The organism is Streptomyces sp. NPDC059861 (assembly GCF_042731435.1).
In the GTDB taxonomy this organism is placed as follows: Bacteria; Actinomycetota; Actinomycetes; order Streptomycetales; family Streptomycetaceae; genus Streptomyces.
On record NZ_JBHWJQ010000048.1, the window covers coordinates 1 to 12,910 of the forward strand.

Below are 12,910 nucleotides of genomic sequence, written 5' to 3' on the forward strand. Positions count from 1 at the left end.
AGGTCATCAAGACCGTCCCGGAGTCGAAGATCGTCGAAACCCTCATCGAGGAGGCCATGAAGCTGGCCGAGCAGATGGAGGCGGACGGGGCGGCGTCGGGCGAGCCCTCGGTTTCCGTCGCGGGCTGAACGACGCCCTGAGGGGGCGCGGGGAACTGCGCGACGAGCCACACGGAACCCGCACCCCCAAGCCTCCGAACGACCCGAGACGGTGGGCGCACATCACGCCGCCCACTTCACGGCGGGCGGTGCCTCATGCGGGGCGGCACCGCTCAGCTTCCGCGGGTACAGTGCGGAGATCAGCAGACCCCACCCGTGAGGCCCCGCCCGTGTTGACCCAGACGACCTCCCGGGTCCTCGAACCGAGCGACCTGGACGCCGCGCTCACCATCCTCGACCGCGAGCCGGTGGCCAACGCCTTCGTGACCTCCCGGGTCCAGGTCGCCGGTCTCGACCCGTGGCGGCTCGGCGGCGAGATGTGGGGCTGGTACGAGGACGGCATGCTCACGTCCCTCTGCTACGCGGGCGCCAACCTCGTCCCCATCTGCGCCACCCCGCGCGCCGTCCGCGCCTTCGCCGACCGCGCCCGCCGGTCCGGCCGCCGCTGCTCCTCCGTGGTCGGCCCCGCCGACCCCACCGGCCAGCTCTGGCGGCTCCTCGAACCCCACTGGGGCCCCGCCCGCGAGGTCCGCGCCCACCAGCCCCTCATGGTCACCGACCGGATGCCCACCGGCATCGCCCCGGACCCCTACGTCCGCCGCGTCCGCAAGGACGAGATGGAGACGATCATGCCGGCGTGCGTGGCGATGTTCACCGAGGAGGTCGGCGTCTCCCCGTTGGCCGGCGACGGCGGCCTGCTCTACCAGGCCCGTGTCGCCGAACTCGTGGGCTCCGGCCGCTCCTTCGCGCGCCTCGACGAACACGGCAGGGTCGTCTTCAAGGCGGAGATCGGCGCCGCGACCGACCGGGCCTGCCAGATCCAGGGCGTCTGGGTGGCCCCCGAGTACCGGGGCCAGGGCCTCGCGGCCCCCGGCATGGCGGCGGTCCTTCGCTACGCCCTCGCGGACATCGCCCCGGTCGTCAGCCTGTACGTCAACGACTACAACACGGCGGCGAGACGGACGTACCGAAGGGTCGGCTTCCAGGAGGTCGGCGCCTTCATGAGTGTCTTGTTCTAGACGCCCGCGAAGGCGCGGCCGGCCCCGACCCACCCGCCCCCGACGGACCACCGAAACCCCCCTGTAAGCTCCCCGCCATGGACCTCGTCTTCGGCCCCCTGGATCTCCCCGCCCACGTAGACGAGGCCCTCGCAGTCCAAGCCGCGGCCTTCGGTCTGGGCTCCGACGAGATCGCCGTCCGCCGCCAGATCGTCCTGCGCCACATGAGCTACCCCGGCGCACGCGCCCTCGGTGCCACCGCGGACGATCGCCTCGTGGGCTTCGTCTACGGCATGCCCAACGACCGCGCCCACTGGTGGTCCACCGTCGTCGAGCCCTACCTGCGCGCCCAGCACCACGACGAGTGGCTCGACGACTCCTTCGTCATCACCGAGCTGCACGTCCACCCGCGCCACCAGAACCAGGGCATCGGCCGGACGCTCATCACCGCGATCACGGACACGGCGGCCGAACCCCGCTCGATCCTCTCGGCGATCGACACCGACAGCCCCGCCCGCGGCCTCTACCGCTCCCTCGGCTACCAGGACCTCGCCCGCCAGGTCCACTTCCCCAGCGCCCCCAAGCCGTACGCCGTGATGGGCGCCCCGCTGCCGCTGCGCCGATAACCGATTTCCACCGTCCCGTACCGCCCGGCTAACCTCCTTGGCACCACCCTTACGCAGCAGGAGTACGAGAACCATGGCGAACGCATCGGTCCAGCGCATGTCCCAGTTGATGGCGAAGACTCTGCGCGACGACCCGGCGGACGCCGAGGTCCTCAGCCACAAGCTGCTCGTCCGCGCCGGCTACGTGCGCCGGACCGCCGCCGGCGTGTGGTCCTGGCTGCCGCTCGGCAAGAAGGTCCTCGCCAACGTGGAGCGGATCGTCCGCGAGGAGATGGACGCGATCGGCGCCCAGGAGGTGCTGCTCCCCGCGCTGCTGCCGCGCGAGCCCTACGACGCGACCGGCCGCTGGGACGAGTACGGCCAGGAGCTGTTCCGGCTGAAGGACCGCAGGGGCGGCGACTACCTCCTCGGTCCCACCCACGAGGAGATCTTCACGCTGCTGGTGAAGGACCAGGCGTCCTCCTACAAGGACCTGCCCGTGATCCTCTACCAGATCCAGAACAAGTTCCGCGACGAGGCCCGTCCGCGCGCGGGCATCCTGCGCGGCCGTGAGTTCCTGATGAAGGACTCCTACTCCTTCGACCTCGCCGACGAGGGCCTCGCCCACTCCTACGCCCTGCACCGCGAGGCGTACCAGAAGATCTTCACGCGCCTCGGCCTCGACTACCGCATCTGCGCGGCGACCGCCGGCGCGATGGGCGGCTCCAAGTCGGAGGAGTTCCTCGCGCCGGCCGACGCCGGCGAGGACACCTTCGCGGACTGCCCGAACTGCGACTTCGCCGCCAACACCGAGGCGATCACCTACGGGCTGAACCCGGTGGACGCGTCCGGCGTCCCGGCCGCCGAGGAGATCCCCACCCCCGACACCCCGACCATCGAGACCCTCGCCGCCTCGCTCGGCGTCCCGGCCTCCGCCACGCTGAAGAACCTCCTCGTGAAGGTGGCCGGCGAGATCGTCGCCGTCGGCGTGCCCGGTGACCGCGAGGTCGACCTGGACAAGGTGGAGGCGCACTTCGCCCCGGCGGCGGTCGAGATGGTCACGGTCGAGGACTTCGTGGGCCGCCCGGACCTGGTCCGCGGTTACGTCGGCCCGCAGGGCCTGGGCGAGAAGGTGAAGTACATCGCCGACCCGCGCGTGGCGCCGGGCACGGCCTGGATCACCGGCGCCAACAAGGCGGACACGCACGCGAAGAACGTCGTCGCGGGCCGCGACTTCGAGGTCGACGCGTACGTGGACGTCGTCGTGGTGCAGGAGGGCGACCCCTGCCCCAAGTGCGGCACCGGCCTCAAGCTGGACCGCGCCATCGAGATCGGCCACATCTTCCAACTGGGCCGCAAGTACGCCGACGCCCTCAAGCTCGACGTCCTCGGCCAGAATGGCAAGCCGGTCCGCGTGACCATGGGCTCCTACGGCGTCGGCGTCTCCCGCGCGGTGGCCGCCCTCGCGGAGCAGACGGCCGACGACAAGGGCCTGTGCTGGCCCAAGGAGGTCGCCCCGGCCGATGTGCACGTCGTCGCCGCGGGCAAGGCCCTCCAGACCGAACTCGCCCTGGACGTCTCGGAGAAGCTGGCCGCGGCCGGCCTCCGCGTCCTGGTGGACGACCGCGCCGGGGTCTCGCCGGGCGTGAAGTTCACCGACGCGGAACTGATCGGCGTACCGCAGATCCTGGTGGCCGGGCGGCGTGCGGGCGAGGGCGTCGTCGAGCTCAAGGACCGCAGGACGGGTGAGCGCGAGGAGCTGCCGGTCGACGAGGCGATCGCCCGCCTGACCGCCTGATCCCGCACCCGGGGCGAGCGACGCCGGCCGGCGGCGGCCCGGCGTTCTTCGGTGGCCGCTGCGGGTCCGAGCCGGCCGGCTCGCGCTCGCGGCTGGTCCGTGGCTCCGTCGGCCGCCGCGCGCCCGGGCCGGCCGCCCGGGTCACAGCCAGCCCGCGAACTCCAGCAGCCCGGGCCGGCCGCCCGGGTCACAGCCAGCCCGCGAACTCCAGCAGCAGCTCCGAGTCCTGCACCCGGCCCACCCGCCGGGCCCGGACACCCGACTCCACGGCCCGGAACAGCGTCCAACCGCGCAGCCGTTCCTGGTCCACCTCCAGCGACTCCGCGAGCCGCTTCACCCGCCGTCGGGTCGTCGAGGCGCCCGACGGCGTGGCGATCAGGTCCTCCACCCGGTCCCGGACGAGCCGCGCCAGATCGAAGGCGCACTCGCCGACCACCGGATCGGGCCCGACCGCCAGCCAGGGCATCCGGTCCCCGGAGAGCACCTTGCTCTGCCGGAACGTGCCGTGCAGCAGCCGGTGGTCGGGCGGCGCCGCCAGCAGCTCCTCGCGGGCCGCGAGCGCCGCGTCGACCAGCGGGACGAGATCCGCGCCGGCGCTCTTCCGCATCGCCTCCGCCTGCCGTCCGGTGCGCCCGGCCACGGTCTCGAAGGAATGCCCCTGTGGCGGCTCCACCCACAGCTTCCGCAGCGTCCCCGCCGCCTCCAGCAGCGCCTTCGCCTCGGGCAACGACCGCACCGACATCTCCGGATGCAGCCGCTCCAGCAGCAGCACACCCCCGTCGCCGGGTTCGAGCAGCTGTACGGCCCCCAGGCCGCCCCAGTGCGCCAGCGCGGCCCGCTCGCTCTCCGGGCGGGCCCGGGGCGGGGCCAGCTTCAGCACCGCGGGCGTGCCGTCAGCCCGCCGCACCAGCAGCACCAGGCTGCTCCGGCCGCCCGGCACCTGCACCCGTTCCACGGTCAACTCGCGTAGAGCAACGGCCTGTTGCGCCGCCTCGGGCAGCTTCTCCAGCCAGTCGTCACTGTCCGCCGCCGTCTCACCGAGCGCCCTGACCAGTCGCTGCGGCGGTTCGAAAGCCATACGCGAGATGTCCCCTTCCTGTGCGCGTCAAGCCGTCGGTGTCGCCGGCGCCGAGGCGGCACCGGCCCGCTCGGCGAGCCCAGGGAAGGTTACGCTCCGGCCCTGCCAGCGCACCGCCCGCACCGCCGCTTCCCGCAGCGCCGCCGCGGCCGTGCCCCGCAGCCCGTCGCCGGCCGCCCGCACCAGGTCGGAGTACACCCCGGCCACCCGCTCCTCCAGCTCGGCGGCGAGCCGGACCGCCGTCTCCTGGTCGGTCACCTGGAACGGCAGCGCGTACCCGGCGGCCGCGGCCACCGGCTCGGCGCCCAGCGCGCGGACCTGGCGCACCAGGGTGTCCCGCCGGGCGCGATGGGCGTCGTACGCCGTCCGTGCCTCGGTGCGCCGCGCCTTGCCGATGGTCCCGCCGACGACGCCGTAGCCGTACACCGCCGCGTGCTCGGCGGCCAGTGCCGCCTGCAGGGCCCGCAGCTCCCCGTCCTTCGCCTCGCTCATGCCTTGCCGTCACCCTCCGTGAGCAGATACGCGTGCGCCGCACCGGCCGCCGCCACCGACGCCAGCAGCCGCGCCAGCTCGCCCGGCACGCCGAGCAGGGCCTTGGCCCGCCGGTCCGCGAGGGCGCGCTCGGCGGCGGCCAGCTCGGCGAGGGCGGCCCGCTCGGTGTCCGGCACCTTCAGCGAAACGTTCCTGGTGCCGCCGGAGGCCGTCGCGGTCGGGGAGGCCTGCGCCGTCACGCCGCCGAACGCCTCCGCGTGCCGCACCGCCGCGTTCCGCAGCGGCAGCAGCCGTTTCGCCAGTCCGGGATGTGCGGCGATCACGGCGTCGTACCGAGTGACCAGGCCGTCGCTGTCCCGGGCCGCACGCGCGCGTGCCCGGGTCGCGGCCGACGGGCTGCCGCCCGTCGTGTCGGAGCCGTCGGGGCCGCCGGAGCAGCCGGTGAGCAGGGCGACGCCCGCGGCGGAGGCGAGCAGGGTCCTTCTGCGCGGCCCCGAGGGCATGCGCGGCGGCAGGAGAAACGGCACGGCTGACGTCCTCGAAGGCTCGTACGAAAGGACTGGGCGGCATGCCCGTGATCACCGTACCCGTGCATGTGTCCGAAACCACTCACCGGCACCGCACAGACACAGGTGGACGGCATCACCGTCCGGGACCGGATACCCTTTCACCAGACACGCGACCTTCCCACAACAGCACACGCGGCCGAGGAGTCACCCGGATGAGCACCACCCAGAGCGAGAGGCTGCGAGAACTGCTCGAACCGCTCGTCACCTCCCAGGGTCTGGATCTCGAGGAGATCGCGGTGGACTCCGTCGGACGCAAGAGAGTGCTGCGCGTCGTCGTCGACTCCGACTCCGGAGCGGATCTCGACCAGATCGCCGATGTGAGCCGTGCGCTCTCGGCGAAGCTCGACGAGAGCGACGCGATGGGCGAGGGCGAGTACACCCTCGAGGTGGGAACCCCCGGCGCGGAGCGCCTCCTCACTCAGCACCGCCACTACGTGCGCGCCATCGGTCGGCTGGTCGGCTTCCAGCTGGCGGAGGGCGGCGAACTGGTGGCCAGGATCCTCACCGTCGACGACGAGGGCGTCGATCTGGAGATCCCCGGGGTCAAGGGGCGCAAGCCCACCGCGCGCCGGATCACCTTCGGCGACATCGCCAAGGCGCGCGTTCAGGTCGAGTTCAGCCGCAAGGACAAGAAGGAAGAGGAGGCGTAGCCGTGGACATCGACATGAGCGCCCTGCGGGGCTTGGTCCGGGAGAAGGAGATCTCCTTCGACCTGCTGGTCGAGGCGATCGAGGCGGCCCTCCTCATCGCCTACCACCGCACCGAGGGAAGCCGCCGGCACGCGCGCGTGGAGCTCAACCGGGAGACCGGACACGTGACCGTGTGGGCGAAGGAGGACCCCGAGGACCTCGACGAGGGCCAGGAGCCCCGCGAGTTCGACGACACCCCGTCCGGTTTCGGCCGGATCGCCGCGACCACCGCCAAGCAGGTCATCCTGCAGCGGCTGCGCGACGCCGAGGACGACGCCACGCTCGGCGAGTACGCCGGCCGCGAGGGCGACATCGTCACCGGCGTGGTGCAGCAGGGCCGTGACCCGAAGAACGTGCTCGTCGACATCGGCAAGCTGGAGGCCATCCTGCCGGTGCAGGAGCAGGTGCCCGGCGAGACCTACCCGCACGGGCTGCGGCTGCGGTCGTACGTCGTCCGGGTGGCCAAGGGCGTCCGCGGTCCGTCGGTGACCCTGTCGCGTACGCATCCCAATCTGGTGAGGAAGCTCTTCGCGCTCGAGGTGCCGGAGATCGCCGACGGGTCCGTCGAGATCTCCGGCATCGCGCGTGAGGCCGGCCACCGCACCAAGATCGCCGTCCGGTCCACCCGTTCGGGCCTGAACGCCAAGGGCGCCTGCATCGGCCCCATGGGCGGGCGGGTGCGCAACGTGATGGCCGAGCTGAACGGCGAGAAGATCGACATCGTGGACTGGTCGGACGACCCGGCCGAGATGGTGGCGAACGCCTTGTCCCCAGCCCGGGTGTCCAAGGTCGAGGTCGTTGACATGTCGGCCCGTTCCGCGCGCGTCACGGTGCCGGACTACCAGCTGTCCCTGGCGATCGGCAAGGAAGGGCAGAATGCCCGACTTGCGGCCCGGCTCACCGGATGGCGGATCGACATCCGTCCGGACACCGAACAGCCGGAGGAATAGATCTCGGCCCCGAGTGGGTTGGATCACGACAGTTATCGGTGCTGCAACTGTTCGATCTCTGCCCCAAAGGGGTGAGGTCGCTACGGGGAGGTAGACTTAGCGGTGTCTGGCCGGACGCGAGCCCGCGCATGCCCGGAACGCACCTGTGTCGGGTGCCGGGAGCGAGCGGCCAAGACCGAGCTGCTGCGCATCGTGGCGATCAAGGGCGAATGTGTCCCCGATCCTCGCGGTACGCTGCCCGGCCGGGGTGCGTATGTACACCCCGCCTTGGTCTGTCTCGACCAGGCGATACGTCGCCGGGCGTTCACGCGGGCGTTGCGCGCCCCGGGATCGCCCGACACAAAGGCGTTGCGCCGGTACGTCGAGCGGACGACAGTTGCCGAGCAGGCAACACGGTAAGAAAGCTTGCCGTGCGGAACCCCCCGTGCGGCCTGGTACCTCGCGAGTCGAAAGCAGGTCGAGATTGCGATGAGCACTCGATGAGTACGCGATGAGTACGCCCATGAACTAGCGACGGTCCGGCCGCAACCCGGACCTCAGAGGAGCGAAGTGGCTAAGGTCCGGGTCTACGAACTCGCCAAGGAGTTCGGTGTCGAGAGCAAGGTCGTCATGGCCAAGCTCCAGGAACTCGGTGAATTCGTCCGATCGGCGTCTTCGACGATCGAGGCGCCCGTAGTACGCAAACTGACCGACGCCTTCCAGCAGGGCAGTGGCAACGGCAAGTCCGCCGCGAAGCCTGCCCCCCGGAAGGCCACCCCCAAGCCCGGCGCGCCCTCACCGGCGCAGTCGGCGCGTCCGGCCGCCCCCAGGCCGGCCGCCCCCAAGCCCGCCGCTGCCCAGCAGCCCGCGGCTCCCGCGGCCCCGGCGGCTCCCGCCGCTCCGGCGCCCGCGCCGTCCTCGGGTCCGCGTCCGACGCCGGGCCCCAAGCCCGCGCCGCGTCCGGCTCCGGCCGCCCCGGAGTTCACCGCTCCGCCGTCGGCCCCCACCCCGGCCGCCGCGTCCGGCCCCAAGCCGGCCGGCGCCCGTCCCGGTGCCCCCAAGCCCGGCGGCGCCCGTCCGGGTGGCCAGGACCGTCCGGACCGTCAGGACCGTCAGGGCCAGCGCCCCGGTGGTCAGGGTCCGCGTCCCGGCGCTTCCGCGCCGCGTCCCGGTGCCCGTCCGGCCGGCCCGCGTCCGGGTAACAACCCCTTCACCTCCGGCGGCTCCACCGGCATGGCGCGCCCGCAGGCGCCCCGTCCGCAGGGCCAGCGTCCCGGTGGTGGCCCCGGTGCCCCCGGCGCCGGTCCCCGTCCCCAGGGTCCGGGTGGCCAGGGTGGCGGTCCGCGTCCGCAGGCTCCGGGCTCCCGTCCGAGCCCCGGCTCGATGCCGCGTCCGCAGGGCGGTGCCCCGCGTCCCGGCGGCGGTCCCGCAGGTCCCCGTCCGAACCCCGGCATGATGCCGCAGCGTCCCGCTGCCGGCCCGCGCCCGGGTCCCGGCGGCGGTCGCGGCCCGGCCGGTGCCGGTCGTCCCGGTGGTGGCGGCGGCGGTGGCGGTCGTCCCGGTGGTGGCGGCGGCTTCGCCGGTCGTCCCGGTGGTGGCGGCGGTGGCGGTCGTCCGGGTGGTGGCGGCGGCTTCGCCGGTCGTCCCGGTGGCGGTGGCCCCGGTGGTGGCGGCGGTGGCTTCGGTGGCGGCGGTGGCCGTCCCGGCTTCGGCGGTCGTCCCGGTGGTCCCGGTGGCCGTGGTGGCACGCAGGGCGCCTTCGGCCGTCCCGGCGGTCCCGCGCGTCGCGGCCGCAAGTCGAAGCGGCAGAGGCGCCAGGAGTACGAGGCCATGCAGGCCCCGTCGGTCGGCGGTGTGATGCTGCCTCGCGGCAACGGCGAGACCATTCGCCTGTCGCGCGGTGCCTCCCTCACCGACTTCGCAGAGAAGATCAACGCCAACCCGGCGTCGCTCGTCGCGGTCATGATGAACCTCGGCGAGATGGTCACGGCCACGCAGTCCGTCTCCGACGCGACCCTCGAGGTCCTCGCCGGCGAGATGAACTACACGGTCCAGATCGTCAGCCCCGAGGAGGAGGACCGCGAGCTGCTCGAGTCCTTCGACATCGAGTTCGGTGAGGACGAGGGCTCCGAGGACGACCTGGTCGTCCGTCCGCCGGTCGTGACCGTCATGGGTCACGTCGACCACGGTAAGACCCGCCTGCTCGACGCCATCCGCAAGACGAACGTCATCGCGGGCGAGGCCGGTGGCATCACCCAGCACATCGGTGCCTACCAGGTCGCGACCGAGGTCAACGACGAAGAGCGCAAGATCACCTTCATCGACACCCCGGGTCACGAGGCGTTCACCGCCATGCGTGCCCGTGGTGCGAAGTCGACCGACATCGCGATCCTGGTCGTCGCGGCCAACGACGGCGTCATGCCGCAGACGGTCGAGGCGCTCAACCACGCCAAGGCGGCCGACGTGCCGATCGTGGTCGCGGTGAACAAGATCGACGTCGAGGGTGCCGACCCGACCAAGGTGCGCGGTCAGCTGACCGAGTACGGCCTCGTGGCCGAGGAGTACGGCGGCGACACCATGTTCGTCGACATCTCCGCCAAGCAGGGTCTGCACATCGACTCGCTGCTGGAGGCCGTGATCCTGACGGCCGACGCCTCGCTCGACCTGCGGGCCAACCCGCACCAGGACGCGCAGGGCATCTCGATCGAGTCCCGTCTCGACCGCGGCCGCGGTGCCGTGTCGACGGTCCTCGTCCAGCGAGGCACGCTGCGGGTCGGCGACACGATGGTCGTGGGCGACGCCTACGGCCGCGTGCGCGCCATGCTCGACGACAACGGAAACAACGTCGCCGAGGCGGGTCCGTCGACGCCGGTCCAGGTCCTGGGTCTGACCAACGTCCCGGGTGCCGGCGACAACTTCCTCGTCGTCGACGAGGACCGCACGGCACGCCAGATCGCCGAGAAGCGCGCGGCGCGCGAGCGCAACGCGGCCTTCGCCAAGCGCACCCGCAGGGTCTCCCTGGAGGACCTGGACAAGGTGCTCGCGGCCGGCGAGGTCCAGCAGCTCAACCTCATCATCAAGGGTGACGCCTCTGGTTCCGTCGAGGCCCTGGAGTCCTCGCTGCTCCAGCTCGACGTCGGCGAAGAGGTCGACATCCGGGTCCTGCACCGCGGCGTCGGTGCGGTCACGGAGTCCGACATCGACCTGGCGATGGGCTCGGACGCCATCGTGATCGGCTTCAACGTCCGTGCGGCGGGCCGCGCGGCGCAGATGGCCGAGCGCGAGGGCGTGGACGTCCGCTACTACTCGGTCATCTACCAGGCGATCGAGGAGATCGAGGCGGCCCTGAAGGGCATGCTGAAGCCGGAGTTCGAGGAGGTCGAGCTCGGTACGGCGGAGATCCGCGAGGTCTTCAAGTCGTCCAAGCTGGGCAACATCGCGGGTGTTCTCATCCGCTCCGGCGAGGTGCGCCGCAACACGAAGGCCCGCCTCATCCGCGACGGCAAGGTGGTCGCGGAGAGCCTCAACATCGAGGGACTGCGTCGCTTCAAGGACGACGTCACCGAGATCCGCGAAGGGTTCGAGGGCGGTATCAACCTCGGCAACTTCAACGACATCAAGGTCGACGACGTCATCGCGACGTACGAGATGCGCGAGAAGCCGCGGGTGTAACGCCAGTGGCTGACGGTGGCCGACGGGACCTGTGCCCGTCGGCCACCGTGGTTTGCCACGGGGTCGCCGCTGTGCGGCCGGCCCCGGGCAAAACCCGGTCGAGCCCCCGGCGAGGGCGCGGTACCGTTCTTGATGTCCCCGCCCGTCCAGCCGGCGGGGCCGTCGATCCCGGACCGGCGGGTGAACCGGTGGCATACATGTTTGTGGGGACGCTGTCCTTCGACCTCCTCCTCGGCGACGTACGGTCGCTGAAGGAGAAGCGCTCCGTCGTCCGCCCGATCGTCGCCGAACTCCAGCGGAAGTACGCGGTGAGCGCGGCCGAGGTGGACCACATGGACCTCCATCGCAGGGCCCAGATCGGCCTGGCGATGGTGTCCGGCGACGCGGGGCACATCAGCGACGTGCTGGACCGGTGCGAACGGCTGGTCGCCGGGCGCCCCGAGGTGGAACTGCTGTCGGTGAGACGCCGCTTCCACGGCGACGACGACTGACCAGAGAACGTAGATCAGGAAAGAACGGGAGACGGACCAGTGGCCGACAACGCGCGGGCTAAGAGGCTGGCGGACCTCATCCGAGAGGTGGTGGCCCAGAAGCTGCAGCGCGGGATCAAGGACCCGCGGCTCGGCTCGCACGTCACCATCACGGACACCCGGGTGACGGGTGATCTGCGGGAGGCGACCGTCTTCTACACCGTGTACGGGGACGAGGAGGAGCGGGCGGCCGCGGCCGCCGGTCTGGAGAGCGCCAAGGGCATCCTGCGCTCCGAGGTCGGCAAGGCGGCCGGCGTCAAGTTCACGCCGACGCTCACCTTCGTCGCCGACGCCCTCCCGGACACCGCCCGGACCATCGAGGACCTCCTCGACAAGGCCCGCCAGTCCGACGAGAAGGTGCGCGAGGCCTCGGCGGGCGCCGCCTACGCCGGTGACGCCGACCCGTACAAGAAGCCGGGTGAGGACGAGGACGACACCAGCGCATGACCCAGAAGCACTCCACGCCCGACGGCCTTGTCATCGTCGACAAGCCGTCGGGCTTCACTTCGCACGACGTGGTCGCCAAGATGCGGGGCATCGCAAGGACGCGCCGCGTCGGCCACGCCGGCACCCTCGACCCGATGGCGACGGGCGTCCTCGTCCTCGGCGTCGAGCGGGCCACCAAGCTCCTCGGGCACCTCGCGCTGACCGAGAAGGAGTACCTGGGCACGATCCGCCTGGGCCAGACGACCGTCACGGACGACGCCGAGGGCGAGATCACGGGGTCGGTGGACGCCTCGAAGGTCACCCGGGACGCCGTCGACGCGGGGATCGCCAGGCTCACCGGCGAGATCATGCAGGTGCCGTCCAAGGTCAGCGCCATCAAGATCGACGGCGTGCGCTCGTACAAACGGGCCCGGGACGGCGAGGACTTCGACATTCCGGCCAGGCCCGTCACCATCTCGTCGTTCAGCGTGTACGACGTCCGGGAGGCCGTCGCCGAGGACGGCACCCCCGTGCTCGACCTGGTCGTCTCGGTGGTCTGCTCCTCCGGTACCTACATCCGCGCCCTCGCCCGTGACCTGGGCGCCGGCCTGGCAGTCGGCGGCCACCTCACCGCGCTGCGCCGGACCCGTGTCGGACCGTACAAGCTCGACGCGGCGCGCACCCTGGACCAGCTCCAGCAGGAGCTGACCGTGATGCCGATCGCCGAGGCGGCCACCGCCGCGTTCCCGCGCTGGGACGTCGACGGCAGGCGGGCCCGGCTGCTTCTCAACGGTGTGCGGCTCGACATGCCCGACGAGTACGCGGGCTCCGGGGCGGTGGCCGTCTTCGATCCCGAGGGCCGCTTCCTCGCGCTCGTGGAGGCGCAGCGGGGCAAGGCCAAGAGCCTCGCCGTCTTCGGCTGAGGCTCACCTTCGCCTGCCCGTGGAGCGGCGGCACCGAGCCCTG

General features: G+C 72.0%; 13 protein-coding genes and 1 pseudogene. 11 read left to right on the plus strand and 3 right to left on the minus strand.

Features of this window, described 5'->3' with window-relative positions:
- From ACFV6X_RS31315 to ACFV6X_RS31330, 4 genes and pseudogenes are all read left to right on the plus strand, one after another.
- A pseudogene (locus ACFV6X_RS31315) lies at positions 1-128 on the plus strand (4-hydroxy-3-methylbut-2-en-1-yl diphosphate synthase); the annotation flags it as partial.
- 200 nt (positions 129-328) lie between these two features.
- Positions 329-1,177 (plus strand): GNAT family N-acetyltransferase, encoded by an 849-nt coding sequence (locus ACFV6X_RS31320; protein WP_365459454.1) that lies wholly within the window; start codon positions 329-331, stop codon positions 1,175-1,177.
- Positions 1,178-1,254: 77 nt separating this feature from the next.
- On the plus strand, positions 1,255-1,782 hold the full coding sequence (locus ACFV6X_RS31325; RefSeq protein WP_385389327.1) for a GNAT family N-acetyltransferase: 528 nt from the start codon (positions 1,255-1,257) through the stop codon (positions 1,780-1,782).
- A 73-nt stretch (positions 1,783-1,855) separates the two neighbouring features.
- A complete protein-coding gene (locus ACFV6X_RS31330; RefSeq protein WP_385389330.1) occupies positions 1,856-3,559 on the plus strand; it encodes a proline--tRNA ligase in 1,704 nt (567 codons plus the stop codon).
- 187 nt (positions 3,560-3,746) lie between these two features.
- Here the strand turns inward: ACFV6X_RS31330 and ACFV6X_RS31335 are convergent, their stop codons facing one another.
- The 3 genes from ACFV6X_RS31335 to ACFV6X_RS31345 are packed head-to-tail and all read right to left on the minus strand — an operon-like array spanning position 3,747 to position 5,656.
- A complete protein-coding gene (locus tag ACFV6X_RS31335) occupies positions 3,747-4,637 on the minus strand; it encodes an aminoglycoside phosphotransferase family protein (RefSeq protein ID WP_385389333.1) in 891 nt (296 codons plus the stop codon).
- Between the two features lie 27 nt (positions 4,638-4,664).
- Complete coding sequence (locus ACFV6X_RS31340; RefSeq protein ID WP_385389335.1) at positions 4,665-5,129, minus strand: ferritin-like domain-containing protein; 465 nt, start codon at positions 5,127-5,129, stop codon at positions 4,665-4,667.
- Complete coding sequence (locus ACFV6X_RS31345) at positions 5,126-5,656, minus strand: hypothetical protein (protein ID WP_385389337.1); 531 nt, start codon at positions 5,654-5,656, stop codon at positions 5,126-5,128. Before ACFV6X_RS31345 ends, ACFV6X_RS31340 begins: the two co-directional genes overlap by 4 nt.
- Positions 5,657-5,850: 194 nt before the next feature.
- Here ACFV6X_RS31345 and rimP point away from each other — a divergent pair, with 194 nt between their 5' ends.
- The 7 genes from rimP to truB all read left to right on the plus strand — a co-directional run bounded on the left by rimP (position 5,851) and on the right by truB (position 12,867).
- Entirely contained in the window at positions 5,851-6,348 is a 498-nt protein-coding gene (gene rimP / locus ACFV6X_RS31350; RefSeq protein ID WP_385389340.1) for a ribosome maturation factor RimP, read from the plus strand.
- Positions 6,349-6,350: 2 nt separating this feature from the next.
- On the plus strand, positions 6,351-7,337 hold the full coding sequence (gene nusA / locus ACFV6X_RS31355; RefSeq protein WP_385389343.1) for a transcription termination factor NusA: 987 nt from the start codon (positions 6,351-6,353) through the stop codon (positions 7,335-7,337).
- Between the two features lie 102 nt (positions 7,338-7,439).
- Positions 7,440-7,736, plus strand: a complete 297-nt coding sequence (locus ACFV6X_RS31360; protein WP_385389344.1) for a YlxR family protein — start codon at positions 7,440-7,442, stop codon at positions 7,734-7,736.
- Positions 7,737-7,886: 150 nt separating this feature from the next.
- Positions 7,887-10,988 (plus strand): translation initiation factor IF-2, encoded by a 3,102-nt coding sequence (gene infB, locus ACFV6X_RS31365; RefSeq protein ID WP_385389347.1) that lies wholly within the window; start codon positions 7,887-7,889, stop codon positions 10,986-10,988.
- A 197-nt stretch (positions 10,989-11,185) separates the two neighbouring features.
- On the plus strand, positions 11,186-11,479 hold the full coding sequence (locus ACFV6X_RS31370; protein WP_385389418.1) for a DUF503 domain-containing protein: 294 nt from the start codon (positions 11,186-11,188) through the stop codon (positions 11,477-11,479).
- A gap of 39 nt (positions 11,480-11,518) precedes the next feature.
- A complete protein-coding gene (gene rbfA / locus ACFV6X_RS31375; RefSeq protein WP_365452577.1) occupies positions 11,519-11,965 on the plus strand; it encodes a 30S ribosome-binding factor RbfA in 447 nt (148 codons plus the stop codon).
- Positions 11,962-12,867, plus strand: a complete 906-nt coding sequence (truB, locus tag ACFV6X_RS31380; RefSeq protein ID WP_385389349.1) for a tRNA pseudouridine(55) synthase TruB — start codon at positions 11,962-11,964, stop codon at positions 12,865-12,867. The genes rbfA and truB overlap by 4 nt, the downstream gene beginning before the upstream one ends.
- The last annotated feature ends 43 nt before the right edge of the window (positions 12,868-12,910 follow it).